The sequence below is a fragment of the Blastococcus saxobsidens genome (genome assembly GCF_010682065.1).
Taxonomy (GTDB): domain Bacteria; phylum Actinomycetota; class Actinomycetes; order Mycobacteriales; family Geodermatophilaceae; genus Blastococcus; species Blastococcus saxobsidens_B.
Genome location: NZ_JAAGWG010000030.1, coordinates 43431 through 61611 on the forward strand (window position 1 = coordinate 43431; position 18181 = coordinate 61611).

Annotated in this window: 14 protein-coding genes and 1 riboswitch; of the genes, 8 read left to right on the forward strand and 6 right to left on the reverse strand. The window is 70.7% G+C overall.

Annotation, left to right across the window (positions count from 1 at the left end; translation table 11 throughout):
* Positions 1–138: 138 nt before the first annotated feature.
* A complete protein-coding gene (locus GCU60_RS16520) occupies positions 139–1155 on the forward strand; it encodes a vWA domain-containing protein (protein WP_163207215.1) in 1017 nt (338 codons plus the stop codon).
* Entirely contained in the window at positions 1148–2269 is a 1122-nt protein-coding gene (locus tag GCU60_RS16525; RefSeq protein WP_163207217.1) for an XdhC family protein, read from the forward strand. Before GCU60_RS16520 ends, GCU60_RS16525 begins: the two co-directional genes overlap by 8 nt.
* Positions 2270–2653: 384 nt before the next feature.
* Here GCU60_RS16525 and GCU60_RS16530 read toward each other — a convergent pair whose 3' ends face one another.
* Positions 2654–4099, reverse strand: coding sequence for an APC family permease (locus GCU60_RS16530; protein WP_163207219.1), 1446 nt, complete (start codon positions 4097–4099; stop codon positions 2654–2656).
* 323 nt (positions 4100–4422) lie between these two features.
* A complete protein-coding gene (locus GCU60_RS21715) occupies positions 4423–5652 on the reverse strand; it encodes a helix-turn-helix domain-containing protein (protein ID WP_163207220.1) in 1230 nt (409 codons plus the stop codon).
* A gap of 146 nt (positions 5653–5798) precedes the next feature.
* Here GCU60_RS21715 and GCU60_RS16540 point away from each other — a divergent pair, with 146 nt between their 5' ends.
* Positions 5799–6149: a cupin domain-containing protein gene (locus GCU60_RS16540; protein ID WP_163207222.1), complete on the forward strand. Its 351-nt coding sequence runs from the start codon at positions 5799–5801 to the stop codon at positions 6147–6149.
* A gap of 60 nt (positions 6150–6209) precedes the next feature.
* Here the strand turns inward: GCU60_RS16540 and GCU60_RS16545 are convergent, their stop codons facing one another.
* Positions 6210–6662 (reverse strand): tetratricopeptide repeat protein, encoded by a 453-nt coding sequence (locus GCU60_RS16545; protein ID WP_163207224.1) that lies wholly within the window; start codon positions 6660–6662, stop codon positions 6210–6212.
* A 207-nt stretch (positions 6663–6869) separates the two neighbouring features.
* Here GCU60_RS16545 and wrbA point away from each other — a divergent pair, with 207 nt between their 5' ends.
* Entirely contained in the window at positions 6870–7469 is a 600-nt protein-coding gene (gene wrbA / locus GCU60_RS16550; protein WP_163207226.1) for an NAD(P)H:quinone oxidoreductase, read from the forward strand.
* Here the strand turns inward: wrbA and GCU60_RS16555 are convergent, their stop codons facing one another.
* Positions 7470–9005, reverse strand: a complete 1536-nt coding sequence (locus GCU60_RS16555) for a PucR family transcriptional regulator (RefSeq protein WP_345770650.1) — start codon at positions 9003–9005, stop codon at positions 7470–7472.
* A gap of 124 nt (positions 9006–9129) precedes the next feature.
* Here GCU60_RS16555 and gabT point away from each other — a divergent pair, with 124 nt between their 5' ends.
* Together gabT and GCU60_RS16565 are read left to right on the forward strand one after the other, a co-directional pair.
* The gene (gene gabT / locus GCU60_RS16560) at positions 9130–10479 is read left to right on the forward strand and encodes a 4-aminobutyrate--2-oxoglutarate transaminase (RefSeq protein WP_163207231.1); all 1350 of its coding nucleotides are present in this window, start codon (positions 9130–9132) and stop codon (positions 10477–10479) included.
* Positions 10480–10538: 59 nt separating this feature from the next.
* The gene (locus GCU60_RS16565; protein WP_163207233.1) at positions 10539–13583 is read left to right on the forward strand and encodes an NAD-glutamate dehydrogenase domain-containing protein; all 3045 of its coding nucleotides are present in this window, start codon (positions 10539–10541) and stop codon (positions 13581–13583) included.
* Positions 13584–13647: 64 nt separating this feature from the next.
* Here GCU60_RS16565 and GCU60_RS16570 read toward each other — a convergent pair whose 3' ends face one another.
* Positions 13648–15084 carry an aldehyde dehydrogenase family protein gene (locus GCU60_RS16570; protein ID WP_116451711.1) on the reverse strand — a complete coding sequence of 479 codons (1437 nt, stop codon included), beginning with the start codon at positions 15082–15084 and terminating at the stop codon, positions 13648–13650.
* Positions 15085–15697: 613 nt separating this feature from the next.
* Here GCU60_RS16570 and GCU60_RS16575 point away from each other — a divergent pair.
* Positions 15698–15916 (forward strand): hypothetical protein, encoded by a 219-nt coding sequence (locus tag GCU60_RS16575; RefSeq protein ID WP_204262193.1) that lies wholly within the window; start codon positions 15698–15700, stop codon positions 15914–15916.
* Between the two features lie 386 nt (positions 15917–16302).
* Here GCU60_RS16575 and GCU60_RS22125 read toward each other — a convergent pair whose 3' ends face one another.
* Positions 16303–16770: a luciferase family protein gene (locus tag GCU60_RS22125; protein WP_430537427.1), complete on the reverse strand. Its 468-nt coding sequence runs from the start codon at positions 16768–16770 to the stop codon at positions 16303–16305.
* Between the two features lie 472 nt (positions 16771–17242).
* A riboswitch (SAM riboswitch) is annotated at positions 17243–17352 on the forward strand.
* Between the two features lie 162 nt (positions 17353–17514).
* On the opposite strand from GCU60_RS22125, the gene GCU60_RS16580 reads away from it, so the two are divergent.
* A complete protein-coding gene (locus GCU60_RS16580) occupies positions 17515–18108 on the forward strand; it encodes a methylenetetrahydrofolate reductase (RefSeq protein WP_345770651.1) in 594 nt (197 codons plus the stop codon).
* Positions 18109–18181: the final 73 nt, after the last annotated feature.

Consider the following 18181-nt stretch of genomic DNA (forward strand, 5'->3'; position numbering starts at 1 on the left):
TCTACCCCGCCGCAGGCACGGGGCGAGCCTCCGGACGGGGTTGTTCCAGCACGTCGGGACGTCGTCGACACCGTGCTGAGCTTCGCGCGGACGCTGCGTCACGCAGGGGTTGCAGCGTCGCCCGATCGGGTCGAGTCAATGCTGACGGCGCTCGGTGCCTTGGACGTCCTCGATCCGGGCGCCGTCTACTGGGCCGGTCGCCTGACCCTCTGCGGCGGGCCGGACGACCTCGACCGCTACGACGCCGCCTTCGCCGCGTATTTCGCAGGCGAGCGGCCGCGTGTCCCGCAGAAGAACGCGCGTCCCGAGGTCCACGCGACCGACGCCGCGCCGCTCGAGGCGGGGAGCACTGACGGCGACGACGGGTCCGACGAGCCGGATCTGTCGGTTGCCGCCAGCGCGGAGGAGGTCCTGCGACACCGTGACGTCGCGCAGCTGACCCCGGCCGAACGCGCCCACCTGCGCCGGCTGTTCGCCCTCCTGGCGCCCGCGACGCCGATGCGGCCCTCCCGGCGCAGGCGGCACAGCGCCCAAGGGTCGGTGAACCAGGCGCGGACGGTGCGGCGCGCGCTGCGCAGCGGCGGCGAGGTCACCCGACTTCTGCGGCACCGGCGGCAGGCGCGCCCGCGGCGCGTCGTCCTGCTGGTCGACGTCTCCGGATCGATGGCCCCGTACGCCGACGCGCTGCTGCGCTTCGCGCACGTCGCGGCGCGCGCACGGCCGTCGTCCACGGAGGTGTTCACGATCGGGACCCGGCTGACCCGGGTCACCCGCGAGATGCGGCTGCGCGATCCCGACCGGGCACTGACCGCCAGCGGCTCGGCGATCCCCGACTGGTCCGGCGGCACCCGGCTCGGTGACATGCTCAAGGCCTTCTTGGACCGGTGGGGACAACGGGGCATCGCTCGCGGCGCGATCGTCGTCGTGTGCAGCGACGGCTGGGAGCGGGGAGGGACGGCGCTGCTGGGCGCAGAGATGGTCCGGCTGCGCCGGCTCGCCCACGCCGTCATCTGGGTGAACCCGCACAAGGCCCGTGCGGGCTATGAACCCCTGACCGGCGGCATGCGGGCGGCTCTGCCGTCGGTCGACCACTTCGTGTCGGGGCACAGCATGGCCGCGTTCGAGGAGCTGACGGGAGTGATCCAGCATGCGTGAAGTGCTCGAGGAGCTGATCGGCTGGTGGCAGGCGGGCGAGACCGTCGGCATGGGCACCGTCGTAGCCACCTGGCGGTCGGCGCCCCGCCCGGCCGGCGCCTCGATGCTCGTCGGACCCGACGGCACCGCGGTGGGCAGCGTCTCCGGCGGCTGCGTAGAGGGCGCGGTCTACGAGGAGGCCAAGGACGTCGTCGACACCGGTTTGCCCACCCTCGAGCGGTACGGCGTGAGCGACGACGACGCCTTCGCCGTCGGATTGACCTGCGGCGGCATCCTCGACGTCTTCGTCGAATCGGTGTCCCGGGAGTCCTTTCCGGAACTCGGCCAGGTGGGCGATTCGGTCCGACGACACGAGCCGGTCGCCGTGGTCACCTGCGTCGCGGGCCCCGACGAGCGGGTGGGACGGCGGCTGGTCGTCTGGCCCGACCGCGCGTCGGGATCGCTCGGCCTGCAGCGGCTGGACGACGCCGTGTCCGCCGATGCTCGAGGGATGCTGGCCGCCGGCCGGACCGGCATGCTGCACGTGGGCCACGACGGTGAGCGCCGTGGCGACGACCTGTCGCTGTTCGTCAACGCCTTCGCGCCGGCTCCCCGCATGGTCGTGTTCGGCGCCATCGACTTCGCCGCCGCTGTTGCCCGGGTCGGCGCCTTCCTCGGCTACCGGGTGACCGTCTGCGACGCCCGCCCGATCTTTGCCACCCCCAAGCGCTTCCCCGAGGCGCACGAGGTGGTCGTCGAGTGGCCGCACCGGTATCTGCGGGCGGAGGTCCATGCCGGCCGGATCGACGAGCGGACCGTCCTTTGCGTTCTCACCCACGACCCGAAGTTCGACGTCCCGCTGCTCGAGGTGGCGCTGCGCATCCCGGTCGCCTACGTGGGCGCGATGGGCTCACGCCGGACGCACCAGGAACGAGTCGAGCGGCTGTCCGAAGCCGGGCTGTCCGAGGAGGAACGGGCTCGACTGTCCTCCCCTATCGGGTTGGACCTGGGCGCCCGGACCCCGGAGGAGACGGCCGTCTCGATCGCCGCGGAGATCATCGCCGGACGTTGGGGCGGCTCCGGCGAGCGACTGACCAGCACCGACGGGCCGATCCATTGCACCGCCGAGCGGTGAGGACGCCGGCGGCGTAGCCGGGTCAGGCCACCCCGGTAAGTCACGAAGCCGGTTCCCCTGTTCGGATGACGGCTCGGCGAGGCGGGGCAGCTGATTAAGCAGCTGGCCCGGATCGCGGGATTCGACGCGTCGCACTAAGCCGCCGCCCGGTCCGATGGCCGGCGAGCTCGACGCCCGGATGACCATGCTGGGGCACGCCTCGGCCGCCCTGGGCGCCCCGTCGACGCGCAGTTCCGACCGTCGGCTCCCTGCTGGTGCCGATGCGCAAGCAGTCCGGCTCGGCCACTGCCTCTGGCAGTGGCCGAGCCGGACGTGTGCCCGCCGATCTCATGCGCCGGCGGAAGGACCTCAGACGGATGACCGCCTTCGATCACGTAGTACCGGTCAGTCGACTCGAGCCGCGGGGACCTCGGGTCGGGCGTCGCGGGAGCGCCGACTGGACTGCATCCGAATGGGCACGACCACGAGCAGCGCCAGGGCGATGGTGACGGGAGCGGCCCAGGTCATTGCGTCGTAGGAGGTGTCCGTGGGGTTCAGCACGGCACTCAGCCACACGTAGAAGATGCCGATCCCGCCGATGACGGCGGCGATGACCGTGCCGGCGTTCAGCTCGCGCTTGCGGGCCAGCAGGACGATGGCCCCGGCGCAGATGAGCACGTACGGAATGACCCAGTAGTATGGGTACAGCGTGGCGACGTGGGCGTAGACATCGAGCGGGGTACCGCCGGTGACTGCCGACAGCACGATCGGCACGATCGTCGAGAGCACGGCGATGACGACGATCGCTCGCACGGGCGTCTTGTGCTTCTCGTCCACATGACCCAGCGACTTCGGCAGCATCCCGTCGACGGCCATCGTGGCCCACACCCGTGGCGCGTAGTTCATGAACCCGAGGACCACCGCGTAGCAGATGACGGCCAGGCACAGGTCCGCCACCGGGGCGAGCCACCCGAGTCCGGCATTGTCGGCCATCGCGGAGAGGGGGGACTCACCGTTCGCGGTGGCATCGGCGATGGCCGGCAGGACCGGCACAGTGAGCAGTGTCGCGACAAGTCCGACGCCGCCGACGATCACCGGCACCAGCGTCATCAGTCGCGGGATCGTGCGCATCGGGTCCTTGGTCTCCAGCGCCGTGGCGGCGCTGGACTCGAAACCCACGAAAAAGGTGGCCGACAGGACGATACCGGCGAAGAAGCCGCTGAAAGTGAAGTCGCCGAAGGTGAACTGGTCGCCGAAGGCGAAACCGTCCGTGAAGACGTTGGCCACCAGGACGATCGCGACGATGGGCGTGGCCACGAACAGCAGGCCGATGCTCAGCCGGGTGGAGGTGTCCAGGCCGCGGATCGCGAACCAGGCGACGCTCAGCATGGCCAGCGCATACATGATCGCCTGGCCCACCACGCCATTGGCCGCGGGGAGGTCGAAGACATTGGCGATGAAGCTCCCGGCGTACACGCCGAAGACCTGCAGGCAGACGATCACCCCGGCGAGGTAGCCCACGGCCAGGGAAGCACCTGCGAGTGTGCTCGGCTTGGAGCCCAGCTCATGACCGATGTAGGAGTAGAGCGCACCGGAAACCACGTAGCGGCGGGCGAACGGGACGATCGCCACGCCGATGAAGGCGACGAGGACCGTACCGGCGAGGACGGACAACCAGGCACTGGAGCCGGCGACCGGACCGGCCAGGGCGGGTGCGGTGGCGGCCATGAGCACCGGGCTGAACGTGACGACGGCGAGACCCAGGGCCTTGGGCAGGCTCAGTGTGCCCTGCTGCAGCCCCTTGAGTTCCTCATGACCGTCCGGTGCGTGTTCGGCGACGTTCGACGACATCTCTTCTCCTCGTGAGGCGTTTGCTCAGTCGAGGAAGTATTGAAGTGACCTGGCTAACAGGATTATCCCTTATCGCGCAAAACCGTTTGCGACATTGCTGAGTTCGGCAAGGCCCGGTATGACGGCATCGACGGTGGTCCGCTCCCGACGTCGACGCTGCGGCGGCTCCCAATTCTGTGTGTGCAGACGCTAGGGCCTGCTAGCCGGGATGCTGCTGACCTACGTCGCCGTGGGTGCCGGCGCTCGCAGGGCGCACGGCGGGCACAACTGTCCGCGAGCCTGTCCGCCGCGCGGCGGACCGCTGACGCACCTGCCCCATGGCATTAGAGGGGAGCTCCGTCGAAGGCCTGCTCCTCCTGCAACGTGAGATCCCGCTCCTCCGTCGCGCCCTGGAACAGCTCGGAAAGGCGAAGCGCGACGGACAATTCGTCCCGCACGGAGGTGATCGATGTGCCCAGCCACTTCTCCACCGAGCGGAGCCGGTACGCGACCGTCCGTTCGTGCACGCCGATGACGGCTGCGGCCGACGCTGCGTTCTGGCCGCTGGCGAAGTAGGCACGCAACGTTTCCCGCAGAACCACTGCACGTTCCGCAGTGCCGTAGAGAGGGCCGAGTTCCTGCCGCACGAAGCTCCGCACTGCGGGAAGGTCCCGCAGGACCAGGGCCTCCAAGGCAACCTTGCGGTACCACGTGATCGGCTGACCCTTGATCCTGGCGACGCGGTAGGCCTGCCAGGCCTGCCGGTGGGTCAGTCGCATCCCCTCGACGTCGTTCATGTATTCCCCGCAGGCGAGGTGGGTGCCCGAGGGCAGGCTCAGCCGCGACAGGTCGTCGTCGCCGGACGCCTTTCCTGCTGGCCGGCCGATCCAGCCGAGCACCGTCCCCGCGGTCCCCGTGACGGTCAGCGACTGCCAGCCCAGCGTGTTCGTCAGCTGCTTAAGGGCCGCCTCCGGCGCGTCGCCCCAGACGACGATCCCCAGGTGACGTCCACGGAGGGAATAGCCGAGCGCTGCTTCGTCGACCGGTATCCCGGCGAGCAGGTCCCGTACCAGGGCGCGCCGCTTGCGGTCGCGCCCGTGGAAGTAGAACGCGTTCCGCTCCTTTTGGTAGGCATCGATGATCGATGCGGCGACGCGATCGTTCCATGCGAAGTGGTACTGGCTCGCGTGGCGCAGCACCGGCAGCCGCTGGCCCGCGTCGGGCAGCAGCTCATCAGCGACCTCTAGGAAGCAGTCCCACGTCGCGGCCTGGCCCACCCGGGAGGTACGCAGCAAGGCGTGGAGATCGATGTCGGCCTGCGCCGCAAGCCGAGCCTCACGCAGGATGCGGTCGGATGCCTGCTCGGGAGGGGTCCGCCCCTCGACGAGACCGTCCAGGATGTCGCGGAGCGACGCTGCGATGGCGTCGCTCTCGGCGTCCCCCAATACTGGGTCGTCGAGCTTGTAGAACTCCGGCACTTCTTCCCGGAGACGCCGGACGATCGTCTCCGTCAGCGCCGGCAACCGGGCTTCGACTCCCTGGGCCAGCATTCGCAGGTCGTCCTCGAGTGTCACCCTCGCAGACTACGACCGTCGCTCCCATGCGCGTCTCATGTGCACTGATGGTGCATCCGTGCACTGATGCTTGCGGGTTCTGACAACAGCGGTGCCTCCGACATTCACCAGAATCCGGGTGACCGCCGACGAACTGGAGGAATCTCATGACCACGATCAGGTCCGCCACAGCAGAGACCGCGACGCTCGAGACCTGGCAGCCCGAAGGGGTCACCGTCCACAGCGGAGAGCCCGCAGGGCGTGGCTTCACCCTCTTCGAGGACCTCACGGACGGCGCCCGGGGATGCGGCTTCTTCGAGTGCGACCCCGCCAAGACCACCTACGAGCTCACCGAGAACGAGATGATCTACGTCCTCGAGGGCGAGGCCCGGATCGAGCTCGAGGACGGCAGCTTCGTCGAGGTCAAGGCCGGGGACGCGGCCTTCCTCCCGAAGGGACACACGTCCACCTGGACGTTCAAGACCCGCTTCAAGGAGTTCTGGGTCCTCGCGGACTGAGTCCCTCCAGGTCCACATCGGAGCCGCGGCGTCCACGGGGGGCGCCGCGGCTCCGCTGCGTCATCCGCCGCCTGAGTCAAGAAGTTCGGCGCGCAGCTGCCGGCTGGCGATGGCGAGTGCATGCCCGGCGCCGAGCGTGCGCTCGGCCTCGACGACGGTGTCCGCCAGTACGATCAGGCCCTGCTCGTGACGGCCGGCATCACGATGAGCGAGCGCCAGCTCGTAGCGCGCCTCCAGGGTTTCGGGAGCGGACGACCCGAGCGAGCGCTCATGTGCCAGCAGGACCCGCTCGAAGTGGGGCAGGGCCTCGGACACGCGACCTCTGCTCTGCAGCACCACCGCGAAGTGGCGACGGAGATCGACGGTCCTCGTGTGCTCCGTGCCGTGTACCCGCTCGAACTCCTCGAGGGTGCGCTGCAGCAGCTCCACCGCTGCCGGCGGGAAGGTTGTGGGGTCCCTGAGCTCGGTCACCGAGTGGGCCGCGGCGCGCTGGGCTTCGGGCTCGTAGCTCATGCTCATCCCCCTGCCTACCGCCGACGTCGGCGATCTTGCGTGCGTTCACGGATCCGCGCAACTACCCCGCCGGCCTGGTGGCTTTCTGCATAGATCCCCGAGGGGCGCTCGACGGAGAGTCAAGGTCGGCCCCTGTGATCTCGCTCGATCGAGAGCGTCCGACCCCGTCGGGTCGGTCACGGGGCTCCACGATCTCAGAGGAGAACCATGCCGAACATCGCCGTCGTCTACTACTCATCGACCGGGAACGTCCACCAGCTGGCCACCGCTCTGGCCGAGGGAGCCGAGGAGGCGGGCGCCGAGGTGCGGCTGCGCCGCGTCCCCGAGCTCGCTCCGCAAGAAGCGATCGACTCAAACCCGCTCTGGCGGGAGCACGCCGAGGCGACCACCGACGTACCCGTGGCGACTCCGGCCGACCTCGAGTGGGCCGACGGCTACGCGCTGGGAACCCCGACGCGGTTCGGGACGCCCGCAGCCCAGATGAAGCAGTTCATCGACACGCTCGGCGGCTTGTGGGCGACCGGCAAGCTGGCCAACAAGGGTGCCACCGCGTTCACCAGCGCCCAGAACGTCCACGGGGGGAACGAGTCGACGATTCTGACGCTGTTCAACGTGTTCTCTCACTTCGGCGCGGTGATCGTGCCTCCGGGTTACACCGATCCGCTCCTGTTCGAGGCCGGCGGCAACCCCTACGGCATCTCCACCGCCTCGGGTGGCAAGTCCACCACCGCCACCGACGCGGAACTCATCGCGGCGCGATACCAGGGCCGCCGACTGGCCGAGATCACGGCCAAGCTCGCCAGCTAGCTAGTCGCCGCCGGGCGGGTGGAGGGCGATCCACAGCTCGGCACGCGCGCCGGGGTTCTCGAGATCGCGGCCGAGGAGGTGGGCTACCCGGTGTACGCGCTTGCGCAGCGTGTGCCGGTGCACCTTGAGCTGCGCCGCCGCGGGCTCCCACTGCCCGTGGTGGGCCAGCCACACCCGCAGGGAGCGGACGAGGTCTCCCCCTCCCGCCCCGTCCGCGGCGACCAGCGGAGCGAGCAGCGCGTCCGCGAAGGCTCGCGTCGCGGTTGACTCCAGGAGCCCGGCCAGGCCGGGGACGGCAAGATCGGGAAAGGCGACGATCCCGCCGTCCCGGCTGCGGCTGTACTCAGCTGCCTGCCGCGCCTGCCGGAGACCGTCCGCGAGCCCCGTCCAGGCCACCGGCCGGGACAAACCGATCGCCGCACCTCGTACCCGGGCTGCGAGGATGCCGAGTCGGGCCGGCAGAGGTCCCTCAGCCGAGACGAGGATGACGAGCGCCTCGTCCAGCTCCGCGGAGAACAGCGGCTCGCGCTCGTGCGCGGCGGCGTCGGCGGCGACGTCCACCGCGGCGGAACGATGCTCCTCACTACCAAGTACGGCTATCACGTGCAGCGGCTCTTCGGGCAGCTGCTGACCGAGTTCACCGGCCACGGCCGCCACCGTCCGCTGCTCCCCGGCCAGCAAGAGCCGTAGGAGCGCGGCGCGCAGCGCCGCTGTCGCGCTGTCCAAGGCCCGTGACTGCTCCATCCGCAGGGTCAGCAGGAGAGCGGTCGCGTTGACCACGTGCCTGTCGGCCGGCGGGAGCGGCCCGGAACGGCCGACGGCGAGGAAGCCGCGCGTGCGCGACCCAGTGCCCAACGACTGGATCAGCACCGTCTGCTCGGGGTCCCTCAGCGCGGCACTGGCAGGCGCTGGCATGCCGCGCAGCCGGTCCAGCTCGGCCTGCAGCGCCGGAGCTCGCCGGGCGGCGGCGCGAGGAGCGGCTTCCACGGGGACGCCCACCGCGTCCAGCAGCAGGGTCCAGCCGCCGATCGATCGAGCCAGCCGGCCCAGGACCGCCGCAGGAGCCCCGGGAGCCAAGGCTGCCCTGGTCAGCTCCTGCTGGGTGGCGGCCGCGCGTGCGACCGCGGAGTACTCGTCGGCAGCCAGGGCCGCCGACACGCCGCGCGAGATCGCGATGAACGGCGTTCCGTGCGGCACCTCGAGCAGCGGGAGACCGGCGTCCTCGGCCGCAGCCACGAGAGCGGGCGGGACGACGTCCTGGCCGACCCCGATCCCGAACCCCAGCGCCGCTACGCCCGCACGGGTCAGCCGGCGCACGTACGGATCCGCCGCCTCTCCGTGGTTGAGCGCGAGCCCGGTCGTGAGCAGCAACTCGCCGCCCTCCAGAAACGGAGTGGGATCGGCCAGCTCGCTCACGTGGACCCAGGACAAGGGGCGATCTACCGGGACGCCTGCGCTGAGCAGACGCAGGTTGAGTCCGGGCCGAGCGATCAGATCGGCGACGGTGACCGGCACGGCGACTTCCCTTCCCTGCACGACGGCCGGGTGCCGCTATGGACATCCAGAAATGCCTGACGCGCCGATCCGGACAGTACCCGCAGCCGTGCGTGCCGCCGAGACTCGATGCGAGTCCGTTCACCCGTCGAGGTCAGGAGCTGCCATGACCGACCTGCTCGCACCCCAGTCCTCGCCGACCCAGGAACGACGGCTGGTCACCGAGATCCCCGGCCCGCGATCACGGGAACTCATGACCCGGCGTTCGGCCACGGTGTCTGCCGGCGTCGGCACCACTCTCCCGGTCTTCGTCGCGCGTGCCGGCGGCGGCGTGGTGGTGGACGTCGACGGGAACTCCCTCATCGACCTCGGGGCGGGCATCGCCGTGGTCAACGTCGGCAACGCCGCCCCGCGCGTGGTCGCCGCCGTCCAGGAGCAGGTCGCGGCCTTCACCCATACGTGCTTCATGGTCACGCCGTACGAGGGCTACGTCGCCGTCTGCGAGGAGCTGGCCAGGGTCACGCCGGGCGACCACGAGAAGCGCTCCGCGCTGTTCAACTCCGGCTCCGAGGCCGTCGAGAACGCGGTCAAGATCGCGCGAGTGGCCACCAACCGCTCCGCGGTCATCGTCTTCGACCACGCCTACCACGGCCGCACGAACCTGACGATGGCGCTGACGGCGAAGAACATGCCGTACAAGAACGGGTTCGGGCCGTTCGCCCCCGAGGTCTACCGGGTGCCGATGTCCTACCCGTTCCGCGACGCCGACGGCTTGTCCGGCGCAGAGGCGGCGACCCGCGCCATCCGCCAGATCGAGACCCAGGTCGGCGCCGCGAACGTGGCCGCAGTCCTCATCGAGCCCATCCAGGGCGAGGGCGGCTTCGTCGTGCCGGCGTCCGGCTTCCTGCCTGCGGTGGCCGAGTGGTGCAGCCAGGCGGGTGCGGTCTTCATCGCCGATGAGGTGCAGACGGGCTTCTGCCGCACCGGCGACTGGTTCGCCAGCGAGCACGAGGGGGTCGTGCCCGATCTGATCACCCTGGCCAAGGGCATGGCCGGCGGCCTGCCGCTGGCCGCCGTCACCGGCCGGGCCGAGCTGATGGACGCCGTCCACACCGGCGGACTCGGCGGCACGTACGGCGGCAACCCGCTTGCCTGCGCCGCCGCCCTGGCCTCGATCGAGACGATGCGCGAGCTCGACCTCGCCGGTGCTGCCCGCGCCATCGGCGACACCATGCTGCCCCGGCTGCGCGCGCTGCAGGAACGGGTCCCCGCCATCGGGGACATCCGCGGCCGCGGTGCCATGATCGCCATCGAGCTGGTCAAGGCGGGCACGACCGAGCCGGACCCCGCGCTGACGGCGGCCGTGGCCAGGCACTGCCACGCCCAGGGCGTCGTCGTCCTCACCGCCGGCACCTTCGGCAACGTGCTGCGCTTCCTCCCGCCGTTGGTGATCGGTCAGGACCTGCTCTCCGAGGCGCTCGACGTGCTCGACGCCGCGTTCGCCGCGGTGTCGTGACCGACGCCCCGGTACGCGAACGGGTGCGGCTCCGCCCGGCGTCAACTGGAGCCGGCCCGATGGTCGGCGTGGTTGTCGAGTGGCCCGGCGAACGGCCGCGGCTCGCCGATGTCGTCCCGGTCTTCTATCGACTCGGCGTCCGTGTCGCGAACGCGCGGTCGCTAGCGGACGGCGACGAGTCGGCGACCCCGCTGGACCTGCTCTTGCCCGACGGCGTGGAGCCGGCAACCGCGCTGCAGGCGCTGGACGCGGCCCTCGCCGCGGCGTGGGCAGGCGAGACCGAGCTGGACGGCCTGGCCCGGCTTACCGTGACCGAGGGCTTGCCGGTGCTCCAGGTCGGCGTGCTCCGTGCGGCATGCCGCTACCTGGCACAGACCGGCACGGGGCTGTCCCGTGGCTACATCGAGGAGACGGTGCTGGGTGCGCCGCGGTTCGCGCGGGCGCTGGTGCGGCGCTTCAGTGCGCGGCACGACCCCGACGCCATCGACGCCGCGGTCGACGCCGCGGCGGGCGAGGAACTCGACGAGTTGCTGGGCCAGACCACGAGCCTCGACCAGGACCGCATCCTGCATGGGCTGCGCGACGTGCTCGACGCCGTCGTCCGCACCAACGCCTTCCAGGACCCCAACGGGCGGCCACCGGCCCAGCTCGCGCTCAAGATCGCCTCGCCCCGGCTTCCCTTCCTCCCCCCGCCCCGGCCCTGGGTCGAGACGTTCGTCCACTCCCCCACCGTCGAAGGGCTCCATCTCCGCGGGGGTCCGGTGGCGCGTGGCGGCATCCGCTGGTCCGACCGCCCCGAGGACTTCCGTACCGAGGTCCTGGGCCTGCTCAAGGCGCAGCTGGTCAAGAACGCGGTCATCGTGCCGGCCGGAGCCAAGGGTGCGTTCATCGTGCGTGCCGACCTGCGTGGGTGTGACCGGGCTGCTGTGCGTCAACAGGTGGCGGCGGCCTACCGCTCATTCGTCTCCGGGTTGCTCGACATCACCGACAACCGCGTCGAGGGCCGTGTGGTTCACCCAGCACGCACGGTCGTGCTCGACCAGGACGATCCCTACCTCGTCGTCGCTGCCGACAAGGGCACCGCGACCTTCTCCGACCTGGCCAACACGCTCGCGATCGAGCGCGGTTTCTGGCTCGGTGATGCATTCGCCTCGGGCGGATCGGCGGGCTACGACCACAAGGCCATGGGCATCACCGCGCGCGGCGCCTGGGTCTCGGTGCGCCGCCACCTGCGCGAACTGGGCATGGACGTCGACACCGACGAGATCACAGCGGTCGGCATCGGTGACATGTCCGGCGACGTCTTCGGCAACGGGATGCTGCTGTCGCACCAACTCCGCCTTGTCGGTGCGTTCGACCACCGGCACGTGTTCCTCGACCCGGACCCCGATCAGGCGGCCTCCTTCGCCGAGCGCCGCCGCCTGGCCGCGCTGCCCGGCTCGTCGTGGGCCGACTACGACAGCTCGGTGCTCTCTCCAGGCGGCGGCGTGCACCGGCGCGACGCGAAGGTGGTTCCCCTCTCCCCCGAGGTCCGCCACCGACTGGGCATCGAGGCGACCGAGCTCACGCCGGACGAGGTCGTGCGGGCGATACTGCGGGCGCCGGTCGACCTGCTGTGGAACGGCGGCATCGGCACCTACGTCCGAGCCGACGACGAGACGGACGCTGCTGTCGGCGACAGAGCGAACGACCGGGTCCGGGTGACCGCGGGGACGCTGCGCTGCCGGGTGGTCGGCGAGGGCGGCAACCTCGGGTTGACCCAACGCGCGCGGATCGCCGCAGCCCGCGCCGGGGTGCGGCTGCACACAGACTTCATCGACAACTCGGCCGGCGTCGACACGTCCGATCGAGAGGTGAACCTCAAGCTCCTCCTGGCCGGACCGGTGCGGGACGGCGAGTCGACCGGCGTCGAACGCGATCAGTTGCTGCACGACCTGACCGACGAGGTGGCTGCGGCGGTGCTCGCCGACAACGCCCACCAAGCCCGCGCCCTCACCGTCTGCGCCGACCAGGCACCCTTCCTGCTCGATCGGCACGCCGCACTCATGCGGAACCTCGAGCAGCAGGCCGGTCTCGACCGCACGCTCGAGCACCTGCCGTCGGAAGCCGACATCGAGCGGCTACGCGCGGCAGGTGGCGGGCTGACCCGCCCGGAGGCGGCGGTGCTCCTCGCGTACTCCAAGAACCTGGTGCGGAAGGAGCTGCTGAGCAGCGACGTCCCCGAGGACCCGGCGCTCGGTGCGGTGCTGGGGCGCTACTTCCCCCAGGTGGTGCGCGAGCGCTGGCCAGACCGGATCGCTGCCCACCCGCTGGCTCGTGAGATCACCGCCACGCAGCTGGCCAACGACCTGCTGAACCGGGTCGGGCCGGGGTTCCTGCACCGGTTGGAGGAGCGGCATGGCGTGCCCACGCCGGTCGCGGCTCGAGCGTTCGCGGTCGCCGAGCAGGTTCTCGGGCTGGATCCGGTGTGGGCCCTGCTCGACGAGGACGTCCCGCCCGCGGTCGAACGACTCGCGCTACCAGAAGTGCATCGGGTAACCGAGCGGGTGGCGGACGCGCTGCTGCGCCGCCATCCCGCACCGTCGTCGCTCACCGCGGCCGCGCCAGGCCTGGCCCGGCTGGCCGCGCGCGTCGTCGAGGGTGACCCCGAGCGGGCCGACCAGTTGTTGGCGGCGGGCGCTCGTCCCGCGCTGGCCCAGAGCGTCGCCGTCCTGGTCCGCCGGGCGGAGGCGGTCGACCTGGGGTGGGTGGTCGAGCGAACCAGACTGCCGGTCGAGGCGGTGGTCGCCGGCCACCTCGCACTGGCCAATGCCCTCGGGCTGCCGGGTGCCCGCGCGGGCGCGGTGGAGGCGCCTGGCGACTCGTCCTGGGTCCTCACTGCCAAGACCGCACTACGCGAGCAGTTCGACAAGCACGCCCGCGCGCTGACCGCAGCGATGCTCGCATCCGACGACGGCGTCGACGGCTTCCTCACCCGGCACGCGGCGGCAGTCGACCGGTTCGCCGCCGTCCGGAGCGCGGCTTCGACAGCCCGGGACGACGCCGTCGCCCTGCTGGTCGTGCTCACCAACGAGCTGTACCGACTTCGGCAGAGCGCGGCCTGATCCCGCCCTTGCCGGACCACGCCGAGGCCCCGGTCCGACCGGACCGGGGCCTCGGTTCGTGGGCTCAGACGTCGATGCCGGTGAGGACGAGCACCCGTTCCTCGGTCAGGTCCTCCATCGCCGCGTGCACGCCCTCGCGGCCGGTCCCGGAGTCCTTGAGGCCGCCGTAGGGCATCTGGTCGGCGCGGAAGCTGGGAACATCGCCGATGACAACCCCACCGACCTCGAGCTCGCGAGCAGCGCGGAATGCCAACTGCAGGTCGCGGGTGAAGACGCCTGCCTGCAGACCGAAGCGGCTGTCGTTGACCCGGCCGAACGCCTCGTCCACTGTGTCGACGACGTCGAGGACGACGACCGGCCCGAAGATCTCCTCGCACGCCACCTTGGCGGTCGCAGGGACGTCGGTCAGCACGGTGGGCGCGTAGGCGGCACCGGCCCTGGTGCCGCCGGTGAGCACCGTGGCGCCGGCGGCGACCGCCTCCTCGACCCAGGTCTCCACCCGGCGGGCGGCCGCCTCGTCGATCAGCGGGCCGACATCGGTGGCGTCGTCCGCGGGATCACCGGTGCTGAGGTTCTGCACAGCCTCGACAACCCGCTCGGTGAGGATTCCGGCGACGTCGCGGTGCGCGAAGACCCGCTGCACCGAGATGCAGGACTGACCGGCCTGGTACATCGCAAAGGTCGCGATGCGGGACGCAGCCCAGGCGAGAGCATCATCGTCCTGGTCGGGGGCCACGACGACGGCAGCGTTCCCTCCGAGCTCCAGGGTGACGTGCTTGCGGGGCACGGCATCACGGATCGACCAGCCCACGGGCACCGAGCCGGTGAACGAGACGACGGGCAGTCGGGGGTCGCGGACCATCTCGCCGGCGACGTCGTTAGTCACCGGGAGGACCGACCACGTCCCTGCCGGAAGATCCGTCTCGCCCAGGATCTCACCGAGCAGCAATGCCGTCAGTGGGGTCGCGGGGGCAGGCTTCAGCACGATCGGCGCGCCGACCGCGATCGCTGGCGCCACTTTGTGGGCGACAAGGTTCAGCGGGAAGTTGAACGGTGCGATGCCCAGTACCGGGCCCCGGGGTGCACGACGCACCAGGGCCATGCGTCCGGTTGCGGCGGGATCGGTGTCCAGCCGCTGCAGGCTGCCCGACCAGCGGCGGGCCTCCTCGGCGCCCCAGCGGAAGGTGGAGACGGCGCGGTTCACCTCCAGCCGGGCCCACTTCAGCGGCTTGCCCGACTCCGCGGTGATCAGGGCGGCGACCTCCTCGGCACGCTCGCCCAACCGCCGCGAGACGTGATCGAGAGCCGCGGCGCGCCGGTGTGCCGGCGTGGCCGCGCAGGCGGCGAGTGCATCGTGCGCGGCGGCCGTCGCTGCCTCGACGTCCTCGGGCGTAGCCAGAGTCGTGCGGCCGACCACGCGGCCGTCGTGCGGCGAGACGACCTCTAGGATTTCGGCGCCGGAGCCCGGCTCGCCGGCGATCCAGTACGGCGTGACCGTCATGTTTTCTCCTCGGTCGAAGGCAGGGTGGCGAGTCGAGGCTCACGTATCACGCAGTCGCGTGCGAGGTGCCAGGATGTCCACCCATGCAGCCAGAGGACGCCTGACCGGCCACGGTCCGTGGATCGATGGTCCGAAGCGACGGAATCTTGCCGGTGCCCGCAGACCGGCGTGTTCTCGCCGTCCACGTCGGCGGGCGTTCCTGTCCCTGACAGCAGCGCAGCCGCGGAAAGAGCGCGGCAGTCTTTCGGGCCGCCACCTAGGGAGCCGCAACGAGCCATCTGCGACGACCTCTATGCCCGGCCCCCGTCCAGGCCGTGTGCATCCCCTCCAGCAGAGATTGGTCTGACGCACACCCCGCCCCCTGTCGCCAGTAGGTGCTCGACGGGGCCCCGGCCCGCCCACTTGTCCGAAGCGGAGTTGCCGGGTGCGTGTTGAGCAAGCGGAAGCTGCAGCGCCACTGCGACGGCGTCCCGGTGCGCGTACACGACGACGGCGGCATCCCCAACCTCACCGGCGCAGCTCGGCCGGGTGTGAGCGCGCGACGCCCGAGGTAAGCAGCGCCGGGGGCCGCCGGCCGGTGGCCCAGGACGACGTCATCGAAGGAGCCACGGCAATGGACGACATGACGCACGGGTTTGGCCCGATCGAAGGCGCCGACCATGGTTTGGCCGACGGCGAGGGCGGGCCCGCGGATGACGGCGCCATGGACGTCGGTGCCGCGGGAGGCGGGCACGGACCCGCGGACGGTGGTGCGGCAGGTGGCGGCTCGGACGGCGGTGCCGACGGCGGTGCCGACGGAGGTGCCGACGGTGGCGCCGACGGCTCGGCCTGACCGAACGCGTGATCCCGCGGGGCGGGGCGGAGCAGCTGCACCGCCCCGCCTCGCGGCGGTGCATCGACATGGACCAGGGGTCCGTCGTCGACTGGGCGCTCGGCCGAGTCCTTGATGTACTCGCACATCGCCACGGCAACGACAAGGAGCAGCTGACCGCCAACCGCTATCGGGTCATCCATCGCGGGCGGCTTTCGACATGACTGCGGCGCCGTCGACTGAGTGACTGACGACTTGGCAGCCGTCCGGTGGGATGCAGGAAGTGGCTGCGCTCGGCACGGCCGCGGACCCGCCGCTTCTTAGGGGCCGGCGGTCTTGCCACGCCGTGAGCCGGCTCCTAGCTGGCGGGTCCAGGCGTCGCCGAGCGGCCGACCTTGCAGCCTCCGCTATGTGGGCTCTGCGGCCACCTCGCCCATTGCCCATGCATAGCTCACCTGGACCAGGTGCCAGACAACTTCGAGCTCACCACGGTCTCGGGGGCCGAAGATAAGGAAAGCGTTTTGAACGGGATGAGGCACGCCCCATCCGCTACGGGTGGCGGCATCCCTCGCCCAATCTGGAAGGGAGAGATGCAGACTGCCGTCGTGATGGGGGTGCAGGTGCATGAACTCGCGGCCGCCCTGAAACCGGTCGGGAGAAGCAGATCCGACGTTCTCCGGCAGGTGCAGAGCACGGGCATGCTTAACGGAAACTAGCGTAGGAGCCATGTAGACATAAGGCAATGCGCGCATCCGCGACCAAAGTTCCTCTTGCACCATGACAGGAGCAATTTGCGACCTTTGGGCGTGCGGAGCCGGTCCAACAACCTCAGGTGCTGGGCCAGGGCGTTGCGGAAGGGCGCTAGGGGTAGCCATATTCGTCAACCTACTATCCGTCGGCGGCCCGTAGCCGAAGAGCGCGCCTCCCCTAGGTCGTTCACTACCGAGTCGTGAGTGGGCCGTCGACGCGAGACCGGTGAGGTTTCTGCGCCCGTTCTACACAGCCGCTTCTCAGTACCGCACCTGCCTACATGGCCGGCGCATCGCTGAACCTCGTCCGGCTCGGCGACGAGGTCGACGACCTGCGCGGAGCAGCGGCAGAAGTCGCCGTCCGTGTTCCCGAGCACGGCCCTCGTTCGTCGGCGGCAGCTCTGCGACCTTCGCAAGATGCCTCTCCTCGTGACGACCTAAGGATCCGAAGCGAACGGTCGCAGGCTGCTCCGGCGGGGCGCGAGAATTCGGCATCACCTGGGCGACGACGGCCTATCTGGGTGGGCCCACCTGTGGTGACGGCGGTCACGTCCGCCGACCTTGCTGACAGAACGTCCATTGCCTTAGCTTCTATCCGGGTCTCGAGTGCCAGCGTCAAGCCCCGGCTCGCTGGCCGGCAACCCTCCGCTGCGGTGGGGTGCCCCGGGTGACGACCTGGCCCTGTCGCCGGCAGGGCAAGCGCAGCGACCAACCTGGCCGTCCTGCGCGCCGCAGCGACGTCCTGGAGACGCCTTGTCCCACCAAATGTCCCGGCCACTCCCCCGCCGCCTGCGAGGCGGCGCCCTGGCGGCGACTCGCCCGACCGGTCCCATGCCCATACGCGGATCGCTCTCCGGGATGGGGCCGACGGTGTCCTTCGAGTTCTTCCCACCTAAGGCGCCGCGCGGTGCGGCCGAGCTGTGGAGTGCGTTGCGCGAGCTCGAGCGCCTACAGCCATCGTTCGTGTCGGTGACCTACGGTGCTGGCGGCTCCACGCGGGAGGGCACCCTGGCGGTGGCCGAGCAGATCGCGACCGAGACGACCATGACGCCGCTGGCGCACCTGACCGCGGTCGACCACAGCGTGGCCGAGCTGAGGCAGACAATCGGTCGGCTGGCGGCGGCTGGGGTGCGCAACGTGTTGGCCCTGCGCGGCGATCCACCTGGAGCTGATCCGCAGGCCGAGTGGGTGGCCCACCCGCATGGGCTGCGCTACGCCGCCGAGCTGGTGGAGTTGGTGCGCGCGATGGGCGACTTCTCCGTCGGCGTCGCGGCCTTCCCGGAGAAGCACCCGCGCTCCCCTGACCTCGCGACCTGTGTCGAGAGGTTCGTAGCCAAGTGCCGTGCGGGGGCGGACTTCGCGATCACCCAGATGTTCTTCCGCGCCGAGGACTACTTGCGGCTGCGTGACCAGGTGACCGCCCGGGGCTGTGACGTACCGATCATTGCCGGCGTCATGCCTTGAACCGCCCCGGCAAGTCCGGAGACTCAGCTGTCTGTGACCCCGGCCGTTGTCAGGGTCGGTTGTTGAGCGTAGT